The sequence below is a fragment of the Sphingobacterium sp. xlx-96 genome, from assembly GCF_011007365.1.
Classification (GTDB): Bacteria; Bacteroidota; Bacteroidia; order Sphingobacteriales; family Sphingobacteriaceae; genus Sphingobacterium; species Sphingobacterium luzhongxinii.
Genome location: NZ_WFKM01000002.1, coordinates 266,390 through 287,240, shown reverse-complemented (window position 1 = coordinate 287,240; position 20,851 = coordinate 266,390). Strand labels below are relative to the sequence as shown.

Here is a 20,851-nt window from a genome sequence, read left to right as displayed (position 1 = left end):
TTTGCGAAAAGACATGATTTTAAGCGTTATTATTTCAACAACTATTATTACCACTGGGATAACTCAGAGGGAGGTAGTTCTATGTTGAAATAATACGTGTCATAAATATAGAAAGCCTTCCTCGAAATGAGGAAGGCTTTTTTTGTGCTATTTTAAAACAAACAAACTAATATAGAATCAATGAAGGTATTAAAATTTGGAGGTACATCCGTAGGTACCGCGTCGAGTATAGAAAAGGTACTGTCAATTGTTAGGGACTCTTTTGAGAAAAATGAAAAGCCGCTTGTGGTGTTGTCAGCGATGTCTGGAGTAACCAATTTATTGACACAGATGGCTGAGGATGCCGCTGAGGGGAAGGGGTTTAGTGCAAATCTGGAGGTAATCGAAGAGAAACATTTTGATGTTGTCCGAAAACTGATAGCCGTCAAATTTCAAAATCCGGTATTTACAAAACTAAAACTAATGGTCAATGATCTCGATGATATATTGCAAGGTATAACTGCCTTGAGAGAGTTGAGTGATCAAAGTAGAGATTTGGTACTGTCTTTCGGAGAACGCTTTTCCAATTACATGGTTTCCAAAATCATGGAACAGTATGTTTCTGATTCGGAGTACATTAATGCGGCCCATTATATCAAAACTGACTCTAATTTTGGAAATGCACATATAAATGAAGATTTGACTACTCAATTGATTCAGGCGCTATCGTACACTCACACAAATAAGTTATTATTTGTTACTGGATTTATCGGATCTAATGATAAAGGAAGGGTTACAACATTAGGACGTGGCGGTTCAGACTATACTGCAGCGATATTCGGTGCTGTATTAGGAGCTTCCGTTATTGAGATCTGGACAGACGTGAATGGTATGCTGACTGCGGATCCTAGAATCGTAAAAAAGGCTTTTTCGCTCCCTATCTTATCGTATACAGAGGCAATGGAATTGTCTTATTTCGGTGCTAAAGTCATTTATCCACCAACTATGATTCCTGCATTTATGAAAAAAATTCCGATTGCGATTAGAAATACCTTCGAACCTCATTTGTCTGGAACCCGTATCCAGTTCGAATCGGATAAGTCGAAATATCCTATTAAAGGTATTTCATCTATTTCAGATATATCGATCATCAATCTTACGGGAAGCGGAATGATTGGTAAATCTGGGTTTTCAGGACGTTTGTTTACTTTATTGGCTCGCGAACAGATTAATGTTGTGTTAATCACACAATCTTCTTCGGAGCACAGTATAACGTTTGCGGTCAATCCATCTGATGCGACTAAGGCGTTGGTTTTGATCGCTTCAGAGTTTGAGCTGGAGTTGGCTGCAAGTAAGCTGGTGATGCCAGAGGTGGAAGAAAACCTCTCTGTATTGGCCATTGTTGGTGAAAATATGAAGCGAACACCAGGTATGTCGGGAAAATTGTTCCATGCGTTAGGAAGGAATGGTATAAATGTTCGTGCCATCGCTCAAGGGTCTTCTGAGTTTAATATTTCCGTTATTATTTCCAAAGAGGATCTTGCAAAAGCGTTGAATGCGGTACATGATGCCTTTTTTGCAGAACTAAAGAAGACACTACATGTGTTTAACCTTGGTACTGGTAATATAGGTGCAACACTGTTTAAACAGCTATTTATGCAGCATGATTTCTTATTAGAAAGCAATGATATCGAAATTAAGGTTGTGGGCATCTCTAATTCAAGAAAAATGTTATTTGATGTATCCGGAATTGATTTGGGTGCATGGGAAGAAGCGTTGGGAGCTAAGGGGGATATTGCAGACTTGACTAGCTTTATAGAACAGATGAAAGCACTCAATCTACCCAATTGTGTGTTTATTGATAACACAGCTAGCAAGTTGCCCGCAATATATTATGAGGATATTTTTAGATCCAATATCTCTATTGTGACTTGTAATAAAATAGCGAATTCGGGAGATTATGCACAATATCAATCGCTGCATGAAGCGGCACGCAAACATGGTGTAGACTTTTTTTATGAGACTAATGTTGGTGCAGGGTTGCCTATTGTCCGCGTGTTAAAGGACCTAATGATGAGTGGCGATCGTATTTTAAAAATAGAAGCAATTTTATCCGGAACGATATCTTACATCTTTAATAATTTTGTGGGAGATGCTTCATTTTATGAGGTCGTGAAGAAGGCACAAGAGTTGGGGTATACAGAACCGGATCCCCGAGATGATTTAGGAGGCGTTGATTTTATGCGAAAAATGCTGATTTTGGCTCGTGATGCTGGATATCCGATTGAATCTTCAGACGTAGATTTAGGAGCGATACTTCCAGAGGCTTGTTTGGCAGCATCATCTGTAGATGAGTTTTATGCAGAATTGTTGAAGGCTGAACAATATTTTAATTTGTTAAAGGATCAAGCCGCTGCAGCCGGTCAAGTAATCCGATATATTGGCAAATTGGAAGAGGGAAAAGTTTGTATTTCTTTACAAATGGTGGACAGTACGCATCCATTTTATGCACTTTCGGGAAGTGATAATATCATATCTTTTACTACCGAGCGGTATAAAGAAAGACCTCTTGTGGTTAAGGGACCTGGTGCGGGTGCTGAAGTAACTGCAGGAGGAGTTTTTGCAGACTTGGTAAATGTCGGAGCATAACATTTCATAGATTAGATTACCCCTTGCAATAAAAAAATGAAATATCCCCATTTAGCAGCATTACACTAACACGATAGTAATCTAGATCCGCCAGTTGGCGGATAAAAAACAAATTATTTACATATGAATCAGAATAAGTTAGATAAGAAGATAAGTTTCGATAAGATCTTGGATAAAGTGCGCGTTTTTGCTCCTGCTACTGTGGCAAATATGATTTGCGGATTTGATATTTTGGGATTTGCGGTAGATAAGCCTGGTGATGAAGTCAAGATGTATCGAGTGGCAGAACCCGGTGTACGAATTCGCTCTATAACAGGAGATGATGGTCGACTACCTCTGGATCCTGATAGAAATACAGTAAGCGCCTGTGTCAAGATGTTATTGTCTGATTTGGGGCTCTTAAATGATATCGGAGTAGAGATTGAATTGAATAAACATATGCCGATTGGTTCAGGATTGGGATCAAGTTCTGCCAGTACGGTAGCGGGGCTTTTTGCGATAAATGTCTTATTGGGAAGCCCACTTTCTAAAACAGAGCTTATGCCCTATTGTGTGGAAGGGGAGCGCTTGGCATGTGGATATGGTCATGCTGATAATGTCGCACCAGCTCTTATGGGAGGTGTGACGTTAATTCGAGGTCAAGTCGAGCTGGATGTTATTAAACTTCCAGTTCCGGAAGAATTGTTTGTCGGCATTGTGTTTCCACAGGTTGATGTTCCGACCCGTGATGCTAGAAAGCTGATCAAGGATAAGGTGCTTTTAAAGGATGCGGTGGTGCAATGGGGGAATATTGCAGGATTGGTGGCCGGACTTTTTCAGAATGACTATAGTCTGATAGGAAGAAGTATGCAAGACGTGTTGATCGAGCCAACTCGTGCTATTTTAATTCCTGAATTCTATGAAATGAAGCGAATAGCCTTAGAAAATGGTGCATTAAGTTTCGGGATATCGGGTTCAGGTCCTTCTGTTGTCGCCGTGTCTCGAGGAGAAGCTATGGCTCAGCTTATTGTCGATAAAATTAAAAGCCATTTGTCCACTAGAGAAATCGATAGTTATCAATATGTATCTGCTATTAATGTAGTAGGCCCTAGGGTGCTGGAGTTTTAAGCCTAGTGCTGAAATTTTAAATCTAATATCTTAAATCTAAAAAAATGAAATTTTATAGTACGAATAATAAGAATCTGCGTGTTTCTTTCCAAGAAGCCGTATTCAACTCTTTGCCACAGGATAGAGGCTTGTATATGCCTGAGGTTATACCTCAATTGGATGCTTTGTTTATCCGGAATCTCCAGCAGTATTCTCTGCAGGAGATCGCTTTTACTGTAGCAAATGCAATAATTGGAAATGACATTCCGAAAGAAGATTTAAAAGCCATAATAGCAGATGCAATTAATTTTGATGCACCTGTTAAATTTTTGGATGCCCAAACTGCTGTTTTTGAACTTTTTCATGGTCCCTCATATGCGTTTAAAGATTTTGGGGCGCGTTTTATGAGTCGGGTGATGGGGTATTTCTCTAAAAATGGAGATCGATTATTAGATGTGCTTGTTGCAACATCGGGAGATACTGGCGGCGCTGTTGCGTTGGGATTTCTTGGCGTCGAAGGAACGCGAGTTACCATTCTATACCCTAAAGGAAAAGTTTCTAAAGTACAGGAAGAGCAATTGACAACGAATGGGCAAAATATCCGGGCAGTAGAGGTGGATGGTACGTTCGACGATTGTCAGGCTTTGGTAAAGCGAGCTTTTAGTGATCCTGAGCTTAACACAGCACTGCGTCTCACTTCCGCAAATTCTATCAATATTGCCCGTCTAATTCCACAGACCTTTTATTACTTTTGGGCTTATGCACAATTGAAGGTACAGGGGGTTCATGAAGTGGTGTTTACTATTCCTAGTGGTAACTTTGGCAATATTGGAGCTGGTCTATTGGCTTATAAAATGGGACTACCAGTGAAACATTTCGTGGCCGGTACAAATGTGAATGATACAGTGCCACGTTTTCTAAAGTCAGGATCTTACGAACCTAAACCGTCTATTCAAACATTGGCTAATGCGATGGATGTAGGGGATCCAAGTAATTGGGTTCGTATTAAAGATTTATTTCATGGAGATTTGGAGGGTTTGCGCAATGTTATCTCTTCGTATGCATATACAGATGAGGAAATAAAAGTGGCTATGAATGAGCTTTTTGAGAAATATAGCTATGTGGCATGTCCGCACACTGCAATAGGTTACTTAGCCGCTCAAGCCTATCGTAAAGATTGTCCTGGGGAGTATGGTTCTGTGTTTTTGTCCACGGCACATCCCTGTAAATTTCCGGAAGCAATCGATACAGCGATATTTGCAAAGGTAAAGCTACCACAAGGAGCTTCTGATCTGTCTAATAAGCCTAAGGTAGCTACCGCCGCTTCTATAGATTTTGAGAAATTTAAAGACTATCTATTGAACAGGAAATAATCAAAGATTCAATAGGGGAGTTGTTTTTACAGAGGTCCTGTCTAAATGAACTTTAAATTGGCAAAAAGTATAGTTTTGAAATAAAATTTTGAAAAAATAATCAAAAAATAATATTATTTGTTTTTTCAGTTTTATTTTTGTGCCAATGAATAAGATAATCCTTCATAAAGGAAAAGATAAAGCCGCTTGGCAATTGCATCCTTGGGTGTTTTCAGGGGCTATAAGTAAAGTAGTTGGTCATATTCAACCGGGAGAGGTTGTTTCGGTATATAATATAGACGATGAGTTTATTGCATATGGCGTATATAATAATACGTCTCGCGTTGCTGTCCGGTTACTTGAATGGAATCCCACCAATGAGATTGATGAGCAATGGTGGCGGAAGCGTGTTAAAAAGGCTGTTCAAAATAGAGAACACCTATTGAGCATTGACAATGATAGTGTACGTTTGATTTTTGCTGAAGCAGATTTTTTGCCGGGTTTGATTGTGGATAAGTATGCTGATTTTATTTCGATACAGGTTCATGCGGTTGGTGTAGAAAATGTAAAAGCAGTTATTGTCGATGAATTGGTGAATATTTTGTCTCCAAAAGGTATTTATGAACGAAGTGATCTTAAATCTCGGGAGTATGAAGGGCTTAAGGATCAAAATGGTTTGTTATGGGGGGAAATACCGCCCGAATTTGTAGATATTGTTGAAAATGGGATTCACTATCGCGTGAATATCATTGACGGTCAAAAATCTGGATTTTATTGTGATCAACGCGAAAATAGATTGTTGACTGCACAATATGTGAAAGGGAAACGTGTTTTGGACTGTTTTTGTTATTCCGGTGGCTTTACGTTGAATGCACTTCGTAATGGTGCGATCGAAGTGGTTTCTGTAGACAGCTCTGCTTTAGCTGTCGAAACATTGAAAGATAATATCGTCTATAATAAATTTGATGCTTCTCTGCATAAAGCGATACAGTCTGATGTTAACAAATATTTGCGATATTTGGGGGAGCAAGGTGAAAAATTTGATTTGATTGTCTTGGATCCGCCCAAATATGCACCCTCACGCTCCACATTGGAAAAGGCTTCCCGGGCATACAAAGATCTGAATAGACGGGGATTGATGTTGTTGAAAAGTGGGGGGCTATTGGCTACTTTCTCTTGTTCAGGGGCTATGGATATTGATACGTTTAAGCAGGTTTTGGCCTGGGCAGCGTTGGATGCTGGCAAAGAGATTCAATTTATACGGCAATTTTCTCAGCCAGAAGATCATCCCGTAAGGGCTTCTTTCCCAGAAGGGGAGTATCTAAAAGGTTTGTTAGTCCGTGTAATATAGAAAGCTAATTTTTTCCTTAGTGACCTTAATTTTGGTTACTAAGGAAAAAAACTTTAATGATCCTTTTGGGATCGGCAGCAGATGTGAACTGATTCCTATGTTATCGGGAGAGCTCTTGAACGCCAATGCAAAAGAAAACATCATGAAAAAAAGTTCTTGAATTGCATTGAACCGCAATGAGTAAGCTCATAGATGTCATACAGAGTTAAAACGAATCAATAATACAGAGACTTTTAGAAAAATTAGATTACCAGCGAATTAAGGCAGCCCCCCAGGTAAAACCGGCACCAAAGGCTGCAAGACAGACCAAATCCCCTTCTTTTACTTTTCCTGTTTCCCACGCTTCAGAAAGTGCGATAGGCACCGAAGCAGCAGTTGTATTCCCGTATTTTTGAATATTGTTAAATACTTGATCGTCTCGTAGACCTAAGGTTTTCTGTACGAATTGAGATATACGTAGATTTGCTTGGTGTGGTACTAGTAGATCTATATCTATGCTTTTTAAGTTATTTTTTGCTAAAGCCTCTCCAATTACTTCGGGAAATTTGACTACAGCTTTTTTAAAGACCGCTTGTCCGTCCATATATGGGAAAGCAGAGCCATCTTTTAGCATCTCCACGGTCATCAACATACCTCCCAATTCCTGGTCGGGCCACTTTGGTCTGTTTTCTAATCCTTTTCCGCCTGAAGCTCCTGGATAATACATCGCGAGTTTCTCTGCTTCAGCACCATCCGAATGTAAGTGTGTGCTCAAGATACCTTTTCCTTCTTCTATAGTCGGTTGAAGTACTGCTGCGCCGGCTCCATCACCGAAGATAACGGAAACAGCTCTACCTCGAGTAGAAAAATCCAGGGCATAAGAGTGTTTTTCAGATCCGACAACAAGAATGTTTTTGTACATTCCTGTTTTGATAAATTGATCGGCGACGGATAAGGCATATATGAATCCCGAACATTGATTCCGGATGTCCAATGCTCCGATCTCTTTCATTTCCATTTCTCTTTGCAAAAGTACGCCACACCCTGGGAAATAGTAATCCGGAGACAGGGTCGCGAAAATTATAAAGTCTACCTCATCTTTTGTGATACCAGCTCTTTCGATGGCGATTTTAGCAGCTTCCACGCCCATGGATGTTGTGGTTTCCTCGAGACGATCGGCGTATCTTCTTTCTTTAATCCCTGTTCGTTCTTGGATCCATTCATCACTGGTATCCATAAAGCGCTTCAGGTCATTATTAGTGTATATGTTTTTTGGTACGTAGTGACCTAAGCCGGCAATTTTGGACTGAAACATTTTCTGTTGTTATTTTGTAAATGGTCAATTCTATTATCATTGTCCTTGTTTTTTTGCAATATCGGTATACATGGTGACATCACATTTTATAAAACAAAAGGAAATTGCTGTAAAATTACGCATTTTTTCAAAAATACACTACTTTTGCGCTATGGGGGTAGAAACCGCACAAGAGACCTTTACGCTGGAAGAAATATTAGCGTCAGTTAAGGAGAGTCATAAACTGATTCTTTGGAATGATGATATCAATACATTCGATCATGTTATTTATTGTCTGATGCACCATTTGCAGTACACGGAGTCCCAAGCTGAACGTATAGCGTGGAAGGTGCATAATGAAGGAAAATGTGCGGTTTTGGAAGGATCTTATGTTGAGGTTGAAGTCTATCGCAAGATACTTAAGTCTGAAGGGTTGACTGTTTCTGTCGAATAGTTTTTGAGCGGTAATAATACAGTTACGATTATCCTCTTTTCTTTTTTAATTATACATTTTTGTAGCTTACGACAGTAAGCTAACATTTGCGACTTAATTTCCATTATTTATTTATGCGCAATAGGCCAATTTAAGGTACTGGTTGTCGAATAAGCAACGCGCCAAACGATGTTGGGCGTTAGTGTCTCTTTGTTGGATCCGTAGTCTAAAATACAAGTTAAAGGGAGGCAGACTTATACCGATGAGATTTCTATTGTCGAGGCGGTTAATCCAGGTAATTATATCGTTAGGGTCAATTTTGTCGGTGTGTTGGATTATGAAAAAAAACTGTGGTGATTGCCGCCAATAAAACTAGGGATATCGGTACGGTGAAGCTTGGGAAAATGTCGGTTCTAGAAATAACGCTGGATTTGAGCTCGTGTCTAAGGTTAATGTTTTTCCGTTGTGGGATTTGGCAGGTGATATCAACTTATTATATTTTAAGGTGAATTTCAATGCCGTACTTGAGGTTAAAAGTACAGAGGGGCTTTGCGAAATGGAAATCTGACGACCAACGTAAATCAAGTAAAAGCAACTTCTGTGTAGGTGCGGGGGATCGTGTGGCCATGCATAGCCTTCAAGGAAAAATGAAAGCTATGCATGGGGTATATGTGGCTGTCAAATAGGATGTTTTCAAAGGAACATCGACGATCACATTCAATGTGCGTGATCTGTTTAGTTATCGACTTTTTGGTGCTAATAGTTATCTAACTTCACAATACCCAGATCGTTATTTCCGATGATCAAAGCAGACGTTTAATCTCGGCTTCTCGTATAGATCCGGTATTCAGGATCTGAGTAAAATTAAAACAGGAAATGAAGAGATGTCGTCTAGCGAAGGTCAATGCGTGTATTCGTATAATTTAAATAGTTTCTAAGTGTAGGAATTACATTAAGTAATTGTATATTTATAATTATAACTGTGGTCTTGAGTTTGTTGAGTAAACTGAAGATCGTATGAAAATCCATTAATACACTATAACCGAATGAATAAGAAACTTATTGTAACCTGTTTAATGGCTGGTTTTTTGTCATTAACAGCTTTATACGCACAAGGAAAGAAAAACTTTGAGACTGTCACGCCGACTTATGAATTACTCAATCTACCCAAGATAGATCTTACTAAATTTAAAAAAAATAAAAGCGGTGCATATGTGATTTTTGACGGTAGTTCTTTAGAGGGCTGGCGTGGCTATAACAAGACTTATGTGCCGAATAAATGGAGTATAGAGGCTGGGGCTCTTAAATTTTCAAGACAACCTAACGTCGATAAACCTGAAGGTGGTGATATTATTTTTGCCCATGATTTCAAAAACTTTGAACTGGAGTTTGAATGGAAAATTTCGGAAGCAGGTAACTCTGGTGTTTTTTTCTTAGCAAAAGAGATAAAGGGACAGCCGATATATATATCTAGTCCAGAATATCAGATACTGGATAACGAAAAGCATCCCGATGCTTCAAAAGGTGTTGACGGTAATCGTAAATCAGCTTCGTTGTACGATATGATTCCAGCAAAGCCGCAGAATGCAAAAGCTGTGGGAGAATGGAATAAGTCAAAAATTGTCGTGAAAGGAGAGAAGGTCGAGCATTATCAAAATGGTAAAAAAGTCGTTGAATATACAATCCGGACACCGGAATGGAGAACATTACTTCAGTCGAGCAAGTTTAGTCAGAATAAGTGGCCATTGGCTTTTGAGTTGTTGTCTAAAGTCGGAGCAGATCCGGGTGTAGTCGGGTTTCAGGACCATGGCGACGATGTATGGTATCGCAATATAACAGTAAAAATCTTGAAGTAACAAAAGGCTTTAATCGATGAAATGATAGGCGGGGTATCCTTTTGGGTGCCCCATGTTATTTAAAAAATATATTGAAGCTCTTTTAGGTCTATAATCATGTGATTGATATCTACTGGTTTCTCTGTTCCGGTACTGTTGAAGAAGATAGCTTCTAAACCCGCATTTTGAGCACCCCTCACATCGGCATCCAGATTGTCGCCAATCATAATCGAAGAGCTTTTCTCGGCTTCACCATTGTTGACTGCATAGTCAAATATGCGTGGGTCAGGCTTGTTCACTCCAAATACTTCGGAGATCACAATAGTCTTAAAATAATCTTTGAGGGCACTATGTTTTAATTTCAGTTCACAGGCTTCTTTAAAGCCATTAGATATCAGATGCAGGTTGTATCGACCTTGAAGATATCGGAGTGTCTCGTGTGCGTGAGGAAATAGGTTCGTTTTAGTAGGGCATATCTGTAAGTATTCTTCTTCAAATGCCGTTGGGAATAAGACTGGGTCTACACCGAGTTGGGTGAAGGTGTCTGCAAAACGTAGTTTTCTAAGAGTGGACTTGTCTATCTTCCCGTGATGATACAGATCCCAAACACGATGATTATTGATTGTATATGTTTCTATAAATAAATCTGAATTACTTTTACCAAAAAGACGGTCAAATTGAAAACGGTGATAGAGTTCTTGTAATGTTTCTTCTGCATTTTTATCAAAATCCCAGATGGTATGGTCCAAGTCGAAAAAGATATCTTTTTTTTGTGTAAACATATGCAAAGATACCCCCTCTTTTTCTTATTAGTGTCATAAAACACGGGCTATTTTATTATGCACCTATATTTGCCTATTTTTGTTGAAATAGCATTTATGAGAAGAGCTCTCTTTTGGTTTTATTTACTGGCACTATATGCGCTTTGTCAACTGATAGGTTGGGGATATATGTTTATCAAACATGTACCTGATCGAAAAGGAATGATTATAGGTGAGGGATTGATATTTATTGCCATTTTTGTGTTGGCGGTGATTAAGTTGAAGAAGCATCTAGAGCGTGAACGTTATTATCAACAACAACAACAGAATTTTCTTCTTTCTGTAACTCACGAATTAAAATCTCCACTAGCGTCTGTCAAGCTTTATTTGCAGACCATACTAAAACGAGACCTAGATAGAGAACAACAAAAGACTTTTTTGTCCAATTCTTTAAAAGATATTGAACGTTTGGATTATCTGGTTGAAAATGTGCTGTTGGCCACAAAGTTAGAGAATAGAACATTCATCTTACCTAAGGAAGATTTTGATTTTTCTTTACTGATAGAAGAGATTTTAGATAGACTACAGAAGAATGCTTGTAAATCAGAGATTATTAAACCGTATATTGAACCTGGAGTGATATTACACGCTGATAAATTTGCAATCACGAATGTGGTGACCAATCTTGTGGAGAATGCGATAAAATATTCTCCTCCCTGTGCTAATGTAGAGGTGAATCTTAAAATAAAGGATAAGGATCTTGTATTTTCGGTGTCGGATCATGGTGCTGGTATACAAGATGAAGAAAAGCGACTTATTTTTAATAAATTCTATCGTGTAGGAAATGAGTCTACCCGCAAAACCAAGGGAACTGGTTTGGGGTTATATATAGTGAAATCTGTATTGCAAAAACACGATGCCACGATTAGGGTTATGGATAATAAGCCTTCCGGAAGCATCTTTGAAGTAACATTTGAAAATTATGCAAGCTAAGCAAAGGATACTCTTGGTCGAAGACGAGGAACACTTGTTGGAGGCAATCAAATTGAATTTAGAACTTGAAGGTTACCGTGTTACTACGGCAACCGATGGAAAGAAAGCGTTAAAAATTTTTAAAGAAGAGCGCTTTAACCTAATTATTTTGGATGTTATGATTCCGGAAATAGACGGTTTTCAGGTAGCGGAGACTATTCGTCTCCAGAACACGGAGGTGCCTATTATGTTTTTGACTGCCAAAAATAGCAGCGAAGACCGTATTACCGGACTTAAAAAAGGTGCTGATGATTATTTGGTGAAGCCTTTCAATCTTGAAGAGCTGATTTTGCGGGTTGGGAATCTAATCCGTCGCGGTATGAAAGGGGATGAATTGAAAGAACTGAATTCGTATACGATTGGTGATAAAACCATTTATTTTAACTCTTACGAATTACACTTGCCAGATGGTACAGTGACCTCTCTTACTAAAAAAGAGACGATGTTATTGAAGCTTCTTATTGAGCGACGTAATGAAGCTGTTTCAAGAGAGCAGATTCTGGAAACTGTTTGGAATTATGATGTATACCCTTCTACAAGAACCATTGATAATTTTATCCTGACATTCAGAAAGTATTTTGAACCGGACCAAAAGCACCCGATCTATTTTCACTCGATACGAGGGGTAGGGTATAAGTTTACAGATACTCCCGAAGGCCAAGGCGAATAACTTTTATGAATACACGGTTTCGGATGATAGTAGTGTCAATAGCGGTCGTAGGCTTAGCCTATTCCGTTGTTTTCAGACACTACAATGTTTGTGTTTATCTCTTGGGGATTATTGGATATTTCATATGGAGTCAATATCGGGAAGGAACAGTTTTTCTCGCCACCCAGGCATTTCACAAACAAGATTACGAGAAAACAAAGAGATTACTTGCAGAGATCAAAAATCCAGACCATCTAAGGAAAGGACGACGTAACTTTTATGAATTTATGCTGGGTAATATAGCTTTGAAAGAGAATCGGGTCGATGAGGCAGAATATCATTTCCAGCTGGCTTCCAGATTGCCTTGGCGCCGAGATAACGAAAAGGGTATGGTGTTGATAAACCTAGCAAATATCAACCTGCGGAAAAAAGAGTATGAGCGTGTTTTGACATATTTAGATCTGGCTGATAAGTTAGCGCTGACGCAGCGGCAAAGTGATATAGTTAGGAAAATTAGAGAAGACGTAAAAAAATATAATTAAGAAATAGTGAGTACAATTTTACAGAACGATTTGTTTATCAAAGCTGCGCTTTCGCAGCAAACAGAAAGACCTCCGGTGTGGATGATGCGTCAAGCAGGGCGTTTTATGCCTGAATATTGGGAAATCAAGAATAAGTATAGCTTTTTGGAGATGTGTAAGACACCGGAAATTGCCGCAGATGTCACCATGTTGCCTGTGGACCTTCTGGGGATCGATGCTGCTATTCTTTTCTCAGATATTCTTGTTACTGCCGAAGCTATGGGAGGGGACTTGTCCTTTGAACAAGGGGTAGGGCCTCGTTTTTCAAATCCGGTTCGATCATTTGCTGATGCTGAAAAGCTATCTGTAGATTGCTTAGACAAGCTTCAATACGTAGCCGATGCGATTAAAGTGATTCAAGAACGCCTAAATGGACGTATCCCACTTATTGGTTTTGCCGGTGCGCCATTTACCATATTAAGCTATTTGGTAGAAGGGGCTTCTTCAAAAGATTTTAAGCTAACAAAACTTATGCTTAATAATGAGCCAGAACTTGCTCATCTTATTTTACAGAAGATTGCTGACTTGACAATAGCCTATCTGAATATGCAGATCGATGCGGGGGTAAACGCAGTACAGTTGTTCGATAGTTGGGCCTCGGCTTTGTCTTGGAATGATTATCACACATTCTCTCACAAATACAATAAGTATATTATCGACAATTTGAAACGCACGGTCCCGGTTATTTCTTTCGCAAAAGGAGCTTCCGTATTTGCACCGGTTATGGCAGAGACTAAACCCGATGTCATTTCGGTCGATTGGAATGCGGATCTGTTAAATATTAAAAAGAGTCTACCTGCTGGTATGGCTGTACAAGGAAATTTGGATCCATTCATCATGTATGCTAACAAGCCTGTTATCAAAGCTAAGATACACGAACTTTTTGAACGTATGCGAGGAGAGAATGGTTTTATATGTAATCTGGGACATGGTATCATGCCGGATATGCCTTTTGACCACGTCAAATACGCTGTCGAAGTAATTAAAGAGTTTAGGTACTAATAAAATCAAGAAGGAAAAATTATTTAATTTTTCCTTCTTACTTTTGTATTATGATATATCTATATGCTAAGGCAGTACATATCATTTTTGTGATATGTTGGATGGCGGGACTTTTTTATACGCCCCGTCTTTTCATTTATCATACAGAAGCCAAAGGAAAGGAAAAGGTGGAATATAATGTGTTGCACCGACAGTTTACAATTATGGAAAACCGTCTTTGGTGGGTGATCACAACTCCTGCCATGTACATTACGATTGCTTCTGCTTTATTAATGTTGTATCTAAACCCTGGGCTACTCTCTTTAGGTTGGATGCACGTCAAGTTGTTGTTTGTCGGAGGAATGGTTTTTTATCATTTTAGAACCCAACGGATAATGTTTAGGTTGAGGGATGAAGCTTCTACATGGACTTCACATCAATTACGGCTTTGGAATGAAGTATCTACAGTGCTGTTGTTTGCTATAGTATTTGTCGTTATTTTGAAATCAGCGCTAAGTTGGATTTATGGTGTGTTAGGATTATTGATATTAGCAATTTTACTGATGATACTAGTTAAACTTTATAAGAAATATCGAAAATCAAAAGGAGAGAAGGTAGACTAATTTATGATGAAAAGAGTTTTTTTGACAGTCATACTTATGACGGTGTTATCGGCACATTCGTTTGCACAGGAACACAATTGGGCGTTTGGTTTTTATGGCGATATGAATGTAAAATCAGCAAAAGAAAGTAGTTTTGGCGTGCAAGGGAAGTATGACCTGGATAACCGTAGTTCAGTACAAGCTCAGGTCCACGGAAGAAGTAATTTTGTTTCTGTTGGTGCAGACTATCTTTTTTCATTTTTAGACAAGCGAAAAAGTAATTTTAACGTTTTTCTCGGAGCGGGAGCAGCCGAAGATTTTATTAGTTACCAAGAGGTCGACGTCAAGGAGTATGTATTTGTAAAGGATGAAAGGTTCGTTCTCAACGGACAGCTCGGATTGAGCTATTACTTTAAGCCTGTACAATTATCTGTTTATACAGGGTACAAGGTGAAGTATCTTGTCGAAGATGAAACGTTTCTGCCTAATTATTTAACACTCGGTGTACGGTATCATTTGTGGTAATATGTTGCGGAGCGACTATGCTCCATAACATAAATACTTAATTTCGAGATATTCGTCTATTCCGTATCTAGCACCTTCTCTACCTATTCCGGATTGTTTTATACCCCCAAAAGGAGCGGATGCATTGGAGATTAGGCCTGTGTTGATACCGACCATTCCCGCTTCTAAAGCTTCGCCCACCCGATGGCAACGATGGATGTTCTCGCTGTAGAAATAAGCAGCTAGGCCAAAAGGCGTATTGTTTGCTAATTGAATAGCCTCTTCTTCATTGCTGAATTTAAATAGGGCACATATAGGACCGAAGGTTTCCTCTTTGCTTATTATACTATCGGGAGCGAGATCCGTGAGTACCGTAGGTTCGAAGAAATTTCCATGAAGTGGTTTTCCTCCTGTTAAAATTTTGGCTCCCCGGCCTACTGCATCTTCCACGTGTTTTTTTACCTTTTCTAAACCAGCTTGATTGATTAGAGGGCCTACCTGAGTACCTTGTGTAAATCCATCGCCAACTTTTAGTACTTTAACAGCCGTACTAAGCCTTTTTGCAAATTCGTCGTAAACAGCCTCCTGAATGTAAAATCTATTTATTGAGACACAGGTCTGTCCAGAGTTTCTAAATTTTCCCGCAATAGCTCCCAAAACAGCTTTGTCAACATCTGCATCGTCAAATACAAGGAAAGGAGCATTTCCACCTAGTTCGAAAGAGATTCTCTTAAGGGTGCTGGCCGCCTGTTGCATGAGTGTCTTTCCAACAGCTGTGGAGCCTGTAAATGTGATCTTTTGCACGATGGGATTTGTAGCCAGTTCCTCTCCAAATCCTTTACTGTCTTTGGAAGTAATTACAGAAAAGACGCCCTTTGGTATTCCGGCCATTTGGGTCAGCTTAGCAAGGGCTATTGCTGTAAATGGGGTTTGCGAAGCTGGTTTTAGGACAACAGGGCATCCTGCTACTAAGGCAGGGGCTAGTTTTCTCGTAATCATTGCTAGAGGGAAGTTCCACGGTGTGATAGCAGCTACTACTCCTACAGGTTGTTTGATGGTCATCAAACGATTGTTACCTTTGAGTGAAGGGATCGTCTCTCCATACGTACGCTTACCTTCTTCGGCAAACCATTCAACAAATGAAGCTGCATAGTCAATCTCTCCCAGCGATTCGGTTAGTGTTTTTCCACATTCTAACGTCATGATCTCTGCAAGCTCGTCTTTGTGGCTGAGGATGAGTTCGTATATTTTATAAACAGCTTGACAACGTATGCCAACAGGGGTTTGCCGCCATAGGGAGAGTGCTGATTCGGCAGCCTTAATCGCACTTTTACAATGATCAATATGAAGATTCGGTACGGTGCCAATTGTTTTATTTGTAGATGGGTTTATGACTTCAAAAGTGTGCTCTGAATCAATAAAGTCTCCGTTGATATAAGCTTGTTGTACAAAAAGTGCGTTTGTCATGATTTCTCTTTTATGTAGGTAACAATTGTTGATGTAGTTTGCTATCTATAAAAAAAGAGGAACTCGTCCTCTTTTTTTATTTTATAAATTCTTAAGGATCGTATGTCCCATTCGATCTCGCTTGGTTTTCAAGTAATCCTCGTTGTATACGTTCGGTTCGATTTCAATGGGTACGTTCTCGACAACCTCTATTCCGTAACCTATTAGACCAGCTCTTTTAGTTGGGTTGTTTGACATCAGCCGCATTTTTGTAACTCCCATATGGCGGATTATCTGCGCACCAACGCCGTAATCTCTTAAATCTGCTTTAAACCCTAATTGTGTATTCGCATCTACTGTGTCTACTCCTTCTTCTTGAAGTTTGTAAGCATGGAGTTTGTTGATCAGTCCTATACCACGACCTTCTTGATTCATATATACGATAATTCCTTTCCCTTCTTTCTCGATCATTTCCATTGCTTTGTGGAGTTGAGGACCGCAATCGCAACGACATGAGCCAAAAATATCTCCCGTCATACAGGAACTGTGTACACGAACTAGCACTGGTTCGTCTTCTTTCCACTCTCCTTTGTAGATAGCAAGGTGTTGTTGTCCAGTGTTTTTTTGAGTGAAAGCTTTCATTTGAAAATCCCCGTAGACGGTTGGCATCTTTACAGATACCTCTTCTTTGATAAGTGTGTCATGTTTCAGACGATATTCGATTAAATCTTCAATGCTTATTATTTTCAGTTCAAATCGTTTTGCTACTTCCATCAAATCTGGAAGCCTTGCCATTTCGCCATCATCTTTTAATATTTCTACGAGCACACCAGCTGGTTCAAAACCAGCTAGTCTTGCTATATCAACAGTGGCTTCGGTGTGCCCCGTACGACGTAATACGCCTCCGTCAATAGCGATCAATGGAAAGATATGCCCTGGGCGCCCCAACTCCTCAGGCTTTATATTAGGATCTATTAACGCTTTAATTGTTTTTGAGCGATCTGAGGCCGATATCCCTGTGGTACAGCCGTAGCCTTGCAAATCTACTGATACCGTAAAGTTAGTTTCATATATAGCTGTATTTTGACCTACCATCGGGTGTAAATCTAATTCTTTACAGCGTTGCTCGGTCAACGGGGCACAAACTAATCCCCGTCCATGAGTCGCCATAAAGTTTATAATCTCAGGTGTAGCATTTCTCGCTGCGGTTACAAAGTCTCCTTCGTTCTCCCTGTCTTCATCGTCTACAACGATGATTACTTTCCCTGCTTTGATGTCTTCAATAGCTTCTTCGATCGTGTTTAATTTTATATCCATTGATATATGAGTTTTCGAATTACAAAGGTATGTCTGATTTATTTTCTTTTAATAATAAAGAAGTCAAAATTGCGATTAGACCTTTTGTTTTTTGATATTTAATTTTTCTTTAATCCATGACAAAGCATACTGAGCCTTGATTTTATACTGGTCTATATCAAATAAGGCCGAGTCTGTGGTCGATTTATAAGTAAGGAATGCTGCTAATGGGGTTAAAACAATGATTGCCATCCACATCCCCCAAAATGGGCTGATAGCGCCATCCTTAGCTGATTTCTCCGCTACGGTAGAGATAATATGATATATCAAGAAGAATATGATGGATATCACTACCGGCGCTCCCAATCCCCCTTTTCTAATGATAGCTCCTAGCGGTGCTCCTATAGCAAATAGGAGTAGACAAGAAACTGCAAGCGTAAATTTACGGTGATACTCAATATCGTAACGAAGATCTTTGTCTACCAATGCTTGGTATTCTGCAGATCTATTGAATGTTCCATCCTTAAATTGTTGGATCTGTCCCAAGGCACTACTTACAATATTTCTTTTTGCAGATGCTGGAACGTTGTCTAATAGACTCCCTTCAATTTTTAATTTAGACTTTTGATGAATGCCTTCGTTGTAATACCGCGAAGTAAAGAGGATGTTGTGTTTCAGTTCCTGTGCACTGATTCTTGATACACTATCCAACTCCATTCTGTTGGTGTCAGACTTGAGCTTAAGCTGACGAAGATTTAACATCTGGTGATGTTGTTTAAAAAGGTTTTCATCTGTCCGCTTCATTTCAAAAGCATCCATATTAAACTTTGTCTCTGTCTCCTTAAAATAGAAACGGGTAAACTGCTGACGCGGGTCATAGGTTTTGGCATTGCTCGCACGGGAGTCTTCATAACGTACACCATCAATAAGCTTCAGAATCATGAAGTTTTGATCCCGCGAGTTGTACATATATCCTTCTTTAGCGACCAGTACGTCACTGCCAGCTGTACCTTTCGATTTGTCATAAATAGTCAGATCGTATAATACTGTCCCATCTTTACTTTTGCTTTTTGCTCGAATCGAATACCCTGGTATAGTACTGTTAAAAATTCCAGGTTTAATTAGAAAGTCGGCCTTTTTATTGCGCACATCCCAAAGGAGGGATCCCATCTTTAGGTTTACGACAGGAAGTATATAATCTGAAAATAGAAAGGATCCTGACGCAAATAGTGCGACTAGAACAAAAAGCGGGCTCATGGCCTTACGAAGTGATACACCAGCAGCTTTAATCGCAACTAATTCATAGCTTTCTCCAAGATTACCAAATGTCATAATCGAGGATAAGAGCATAGATAGCGGAAGTGCCATTGCTAACTGTACGGCGCACTGATAGCCAATCAGTTCCATTATAACATACCACTCAAATCCCTTTCCGATAAGGTCGTCAATATATTTAAATAAAAAAAGCATCAAAAGCACAAACATCACAATACAAAATGTGACTATAAAGGGCTTAATGAATGCTTGTAGTATTAATACGTGTACTTTTTTCATGCATCTTTACGCATAGCCTTTCCTAACTTTGTGTTAGGCTACGAGCGACAAACAAAGATACAGAATTTTAAGCACCAATTACACTCTGTAGATAGCTTATCGAGTTGTCCCAGATTTTTTTTCTATCATCTACATTTTCGTCTTTTGCATAATCTGTTATTGCTAGAGCAACATCGTTTGTCAATTCGTCCTGCATGATCTCTAATTCGAAAAAATGAGGGTCATCGTCTATCCATTTGAATTTGGCGTATTTGTTTTCTTTATATGCGGCAAGCTTGGCTCTGTGGTGTTCTCCATCCCAGATAAATTCGTAAATTCCGTCATGGTAGATCACGTCATCGGCAAACCATTGCGATAAGTCATTTGGTTCAACCAGATAAGGGTATAGAATACGGGGAGAAGAGTTAATTATATATTCAAGTTGTATTTTAGTTTTTTCCGACATAGACAGGTCACTTTTTAGTTTACATTCTCGTATTGATTTCTGTAATGATACATATTTTTATTTTAAAAGAGTAGCAAGTCAGATAAAAAATGTTCACATTGAAAAAGTTGTCAACATCTTACGTCTTTCATTTATAGATAATTGCATTGAAGGTCCTTTTAAGGGATTAATAATTTATTAAAATCTCTAAATAATTCCTTTGAAAATAATTCCTTATTACTATATTTGCATCACCGAAACGGCGGGGTAGCTCAGATGGTTAGAGCGCAGGATTCATAACCCTGAGGTCGGCAGTTCGATCCTGCTCCCCGCTACTAGATAAAGCTTCACTGAAAGGTGAGGCTTTTTTTGATCTTAATTGGATTACATGCCGTCAACTGCTGATAGCACAGTTCAATCCTGTTCTCTATTACAAAAAAAGCCTCAAGGATACTTGAAGCTTTTTTTGTAATAGGGGTGAGCAATGTTTGCTGCTATTTCAATGGAAAGTGTTCCTGGTAGTGGAATGGCAAAAGTGAAGTGCCATACTAAAGGTCATGGAATACGTTGAGCTGACGTTAGAGGATTATAACCAGTAATTAAGAAGTAAAGGTGGTGATAGGAGCTATGCTTTGTGGTTCTCATTTTTAAGTTAGAAATAGTCGTTTTTTCCTGTCATTTTCTTATTTGAAGCGGAGTTCTCAGAAATGAGATTTAAGAGATCGCTATATTTTTCTAACAAACTAATATATTTATTCATCCAAAAATAAACAGAACTATTATCAATATCTGCATTGGTTATAGAAGATGAATCCTCTGCGTTAAGCAAGTGAGGATGGTTTTTTATTAATGTTTCAGGCAATTCGGCCGTAAAATCGTGTCCGATTATATTACCAACTTCTAAGAGAATTTGGAGATTCAAATTCTCTTGTTTAAACCAATTGTATATTGTTCTTCTGCTTACTTTGAGCTTTCGGGATAATTCGCTAATCCCAATACGTTCCATCCGAAGAACCTGTTCCAGAACATTTCCTACATGTATGCCCATAATAAAAATATATTG

At 39.0% G+C, this 20,851-nt stretch carries 20 protein-coding genes and 1 tRNA gene; 14 read left to right on the top strand and 7 right to left on the bottom strand.

Annotation, left to right across the window (positions count from 1 at the left end):
* Nucleotides 1–180: 180 nt before the first annotated feature.
* The 4 genes from thrA (at nucleotide 181) to G7B20_RS04115 (ending at nucleotide 6,417) form a co-directional block, all read left to right on the top strand.
* A complete protein-coding gene (gene thrA / locus G7B20_RS04130; protein WP_164108766.1) occupies nucleotides 181–2,628 on the top strand; it encodes a bifunctional aspartate kinase/homoserine dehydrogenase I in 2,448 nt (815 codons plus the stop codon).
* Between the two features lie 123 nt (nucleotides 2,629–2,751).
* Nucleotides 2,752–3,735, top strand: coding sequence for a homoserine kinase (locus G7B20_RS04125; protein WP_164108765.1), 984 nt, complete (start codon nucleotides 2,752–2,754; stop codon nucleotides 3,733–3,735).
* 44 nt (nucleotides 3,736–3,779) lie between these two features.
* The gene (gene thrC, locus G7B20_RS04120) at nucleotides 3,780–5,087 is read left to right on the top strand and encodes a threonine synthase (RefSeq protein ID WP_164108764.1); all 1,308 of its coding nucleotides are present in this window, start codon (nucleotides 3,780–3,782) and stop codon (nucleotides 5,085–5,087) included.
* Nucleotides 5,088–5,232: 145 nt separating this feature from the next.
* Complete coding sequence (locus tag G7B20_RS04115; protein WP_164108763.1) at nucleotides 5,233–6,417, top strand: class I SAM-dependent rRNA methyltransferase; 1,185 nt, start codon at nucleotides 5,233–5,235, stop codon at nucleotides 6,415–6,417.
* 247 nt (nucleotides 6,418–6,664) lie between these two features.
* On the opposite strand, the gene G7B20_RS04110 is transcribed toward G7B20_RS04115, so the two are convergent.
* The gene (locus G7B20_RS04110; RefSeq protein ID WP_164108762.1) at nucleotides 6,665–7,711 is read right to left on the bottom strand and encodes a 3-oxoacyl-ACP synthase III family protein; all 1,047 of its coding nucleotides are present in this window, start codon (nucleotides 7,709–7,711) and stop codon (nucleotides 6,665–6,667) included.
* A gap of 151 nt (nucleotides 7,712–7,862) precedes the next feature.
* Here G7B20_RS04110 and G7B20_RS04105 point away from each other — a divergent pair, with 151 nt between their 5' ends.
* The 3 genes from G7B20_RS04105 (at nucleotide 7,863) to G7B20_RS04095 (ending at nucleotide 9,979) form a co-directional block, all read left to right on the top strand.
* Nucleotides 7,863–8,144: an ATP-dependent Clp protease adaptor ClpS gene (locus tag G7B20_RS04105; protein ID WP_164108761.1), complete on the top strand. Its 282-nt coding sequence runs from the start codon at nucleotides 7,863–7,865 to the stop codon at nucleotides 8,142–8,144.
* Nucleotides 8,145–8,638: 494 nt separating this feature from the next.
* The gene (locus G7B20_RS04100) at nucleotides 8,639–8,809 is read left to right on the top strand and encodes a hypothetical protein (RefSeq protein ID WP_164108760.1); all 171 of its coding nucleotides are present in this window, start codon (nucleotides 8,639–8,641) and stop codon (nucleotides 8,807–8,809) included.
* A gap of 360 nt (nucleotides 8,810–9,169) precedes the next feature.
* The gene (locus G7B20_RS04095) at nucleotides 9,170–9,979 is read left to right on the top strand and encodes a DUF1080 domain-containing protein (RefSeq protein WP_164108759.1); all 810 of its coding nucleotides are present in this window, start codon (nucleotides 9,170–9,172) and stop codon (nucleotides 9,977–9,979) included.
* 59 nt (nucleotides 9,980–10,038) lie between these two features.
* Here G7B20_RS04095 and G7B20_RS04090 read toward each other — a convergent pair whose 3' ends face one another.
* Entirely contained in the window at nucleotides 10,039–10,740 is a 702-nt protein-coding gene (locus G7B20_RS04090; protein ID WP_164108758.1) for a YjjG family noncanonical pyrimidine nucleotidase, read from the bottom strand.
* Nucleotides 10,741–10,836: 96 nt separating this feature from the next.
* Between G7B20_RS04090 and G7B20_RS04085 the strand changes: the two genes are divergently transcribed.
* The 6 genes from G7B20_RS04085 to G7B20_RS04060 are packed head-to-tail and all read left to right on the top strand — an operon-like array spanning nucleotide 10,837 to nucleotide 15,089.
* Nucleotides 10,837–11,712 (top strand): sensor histidine kinase, encoded by an 876-nt coding sequence (locus tag G7B20_RS04085; RefSeq protein WP_079641605.1) that lies wholly within the window; start codon nucleotides 10,837–10,839, stop codon nucleotides 11,710–11,712.
* Nucleotides 11,702–12,421: a response regulator transcription factor gene (locus tag G7B20_RS04080; protein WP_164108757.1), complete on the top strand. Its 720-nt coding sequence runs from the start codon at nucleotides 11,702–11,704 to the stop codon at nucleotides 12,419–12,421. The genes G7B20_RS04085 and G7B20_RS04080 overlap by 11 nt, the downstream gene beginning before the upstream one ends.
* 5 nt (nucleotides 12,422–12,426) lie before the next feature.
* The gene (locus tag G7B20_RS04075; RefSeq protein ID WP_164108756.1) at nucleotides 12,427–12,942 is read left to right on the top strand and encodes a hypothetical protein; all 516 of its coding nucleotides are present in this window, start codon (nucleotides 12,427–12,429) and stop codon (nucleotides 12,940–12,942) included.
* 6 nt (nucleotides 12,943–12,948) lie between these two features.
* The gene (hemE, locus tag G7B20_RS04070; protein ID WP_079641360.1) at nucleotides 12,949–13,983 is read left to right on the top strand and encodes a uroporphyrinogen decarboxylase; all 1,035 of its coding nucleotides are present in this window, start codon (nucleotides 12,949–12,951) and stop codon (nucleotides 13,981–13,983) included.
* 50 nt (nucleotides 13,984–14,033) lie between these two features.
* On the top strand, nucleotides 14,034–14,585 hold the full coding sequence (locus G7B20_RS04065) for a CopD family protein (protein WP_164108755.1): 552 nt from the start codon (nucleotides 14,034–14,036) through the stop codon (nucleotides 14,583–14,585).
* A gap of 3 nt (nucleotides 14,586–14,588) precedes the next feature.
* Nucleotides 14,589–15,089, top strand: coding sequence for a porin family protein (locus G7B20_RS04060; RefSeq protein WP_164108754.1), 501 nt, complete (start codon nucleotides 14,589–14,591; stop codon nucleotides 15,087–15,089).
* A 15-nt stretch (nucleotides 15,090–15,104) separates the two neighbouring features.
* On the opposite strand, the gene G7B20_RS04055 is transcribed toward G7B20_RS04060, so the two are convergent.
* The 4 genes from G7B20_RS04055 to G7B20_RS04040 all read right to left on the bottom strand — a co-directional run bounded on the left by G7B20_RS04055 (nucleotide 15,105) and on the right by G7B20_RS04040 (nucleotide 19,809).
* Nucleotides 15,105–16,535: an NAD-dependent succinate-semialdehyde dehydrogenase gene (locus tag G7B20_RS04055; protein ID WP_164108753.1), complete on the bottom strand. Its 1,431-nt coding sequence runs from the start codon at nucleotides 16,533–16,535 to the stop codon at nucleotides 15,105–15,107.
* A gap of 81 nt (nucleotides 16,536–16,616) precedes the next feature.
* The gene (locus G7B20_RS04050; RefSeq protein WP_164108752.1) at nucleotides 16,617–17,831 is read right to left on the bottom strand and encodes a bifunctional 3,4-dihydroxy-2-butanone-4-phosphate synthase/GTP cyclohydrolase II; all 1,215 of its coding nucleotides are present in this window, start codon (nucleotides 17,829–17,831) and stop codon (nucleotides 16,617–16,619) included.
* A gap of 75 nt (nucleotides 17,832–17,906) precedes the next feature.
* On the bottom strand, nucleotides 17,907–19,364 hold the full coding sequence (locus tag G7B20_RS04045; protein WP_164108751.1) for an LptF/LptG family permease: 1,458 nt from the start codon (nucleotides 19,362–19,364) through the stop codon (nucleotides 17,907–17,909).
* A 67-nt stretch (nucleotides 19,365–19,431) separates the two neighbouring features.
* Nucleotides 19,432–19,809 (bottom strand): START-like domain-containing protein, encoded by a 378-nt coding sequence (locus G7B20_RS04040; protein ID WP_164108750.1) that lies wholly within the window; start codon nucleotides 19,807–19,809, stop codon nucleotides 19,432–19,434.
* A 240-nt stretch (nucleotides 19,810–20,049) separates the two neighbouring features.
* Between G7B20_RS04040 and G7B20_RS04035 the strand changes: the two genes are divergently transcribed.
* A tRNA-Met gene (locus G7B20_RS04035) sits at nucleotides 20,050–20,123 on the top strand.
* 317 nt (nucleotides 20,124–20,440) lie between these two features.
* On the opposite strand, the gene G7B20_RS04030 is transcribed toward G7B20_RS04035, so the two are convergent.
* Nucleotides 20,441–20,836: a helix-turn-helix domain-containing protein gene (locus tag G7B20_RS04030; RefSeq protein WP_164108749.1), complete on the bottom strand. Its 396-nt coding sequence runs from the start codon at nucleotides 20,834–20,836 to the stop codon at nucleotides 20,441–20,443.
* Nucleotides 20,837–20,851: the final 15 nt, after the last annotated feature.

What these genes read in the sequence shown, in the direction of transcription:
- G7B20_RS04030 (WP_164108749.1), bottom strand. Translation starts at nt 20,836, where the DNA reads ATGGGCATACATGTAGGAAATGTTCTGGAACAGGTTCTTCGGATGGAA.
- G7B20_RS04100 (WP_164108760.1), top strand. Translation starts at nt 8,639, where the DNA reads ATGCCGTACTTGAGGTTAAAAGTACAGAGGGGCTTTGCGAAATGGAAA.
- G7B20_RS04045 (WP_164108751.1), bottom strand. Translation starts at nt 19,364, where the DNA reads ATGAAAAAAGTACACGTATTAATACTACAAGCATTCATTAAGCCCTTT.
- G7B20_RS04065 (WP_164108755.1), top strand. Translation starts at nt 14,034, where the DNA reads ATGATATATCTATATGCTAAGGCAGTACATATCATTTTTGTGATATGT.
- G7B20_RS04040 (WP_164108750.1), bottom strand. Translation starts at nt 19,809, where the DNA reads ATGTCGGAAAAAACTAAAATACAACTTGAATATATAATTAACTCTTCT.
- G7B20_RS04055 (WP_164108753.1), bottom strand. Translation starts at nt 16,535, where the DNA reads ATGACAAACGCACTTTTTGTACAACAAGCTTATATCAACGGAGACTTT.
- G7B20_RS04090 (WP_164108758.1), bottom strand. Translation starts at nt 10,740, where the DNA reads ATGTTTACACAAAAAAAAGATATCTTTTTCGACTTGGACCATACCATC.
- G7B20_RS04085 (WP_079641605.1), top strand. Translation starts at nt 10,837, where the DNA reads ATGAGAAGAGCTCTCTTTTGGTTTTATTTACTGGCACTATATGCGCTT.
- thrC (WP_164108764.1), top strand. Translation starts at nt 3,780, where the DNA reads ATGAAATTTTATAGTACGAATAATAAGAATCTGCGTGTTTCTTTCCAA.
- G7B20_RS04060 (WP_164108754.1), top strand. Translation starts at nt 14,589, where the DNA reads ATGATGAAAAGAGTTTTTTTGACAGTCATACTTATGACGGTGTTATCG.
- G7B20_RS04105 (WP_164108761.1), top strand. Translation starts at nt 7,863, where the DNA reads ATGGGGGTAGAAACCGCACAAGAGACCTTTACGCTGGAAGAAATATTA.
- G7B20_RS04125 (WP_164108765.1), top strand. Translation starts at nt 2,752, where the DNA reads ATGAATCAGAATAAGTTAGATAAGAAGATAAGTTTCGATAAGATCTTG.
- G7B20_RS04110 (WP_164108762.1), bottom strand. Translation starts at nt 7,711, where the DNA reads ATGTTTCAGTCCAAAATTGCCGGCTTAGGTCACTACGTACCAAAAAAC.
- thrA (WP_164108766.1), top strand. Translation starts at nt 181, where the DNA reads ATGAAGGTATTAAAATTTGGAGGTACATCCGTAGGTACCGCGTCGAGT.
- G7B20_RS04095 (WP_164108759.1), top strand. Translation starts at nt 9,170, where the DNA reads ATGAATAAGAAACTTATTGTAACCTGTTTAATGGCTGGTTTTTTGTCA.
- G7B20_RS04115 (WP_164108763.1), top strand. Translation starts at nt 5,233, where the DNA reads ATGAATAAGATAATCCTTCATAAAGGAAAAGATAAAGCCGCTTGGCAA.
- G7B20_RS04050 (WP_164108752.1), bottom strand. Translation starts at nt 17,831, where the DNA reads ATGGATATAAAATTAAACACGATCGAAGAAGCTATTGAAGACATCAAA.
- G7B20_RS04075 (WP_164108756.1), top strand. Translation starts at nt 12,427, where the DNA reads ATGAATACACGGTTTCGGATGATAGTAGTGTCAATAGCGGTCGTAGGC.
- G7B20_RS04080 (WP_164108757.1), top strand. Translation starts at nt 11,702, where the DNA reads ATGCAAGCTAAGCAAAGGATACTCTTGGTCGAAGACGAGGAACACTTG.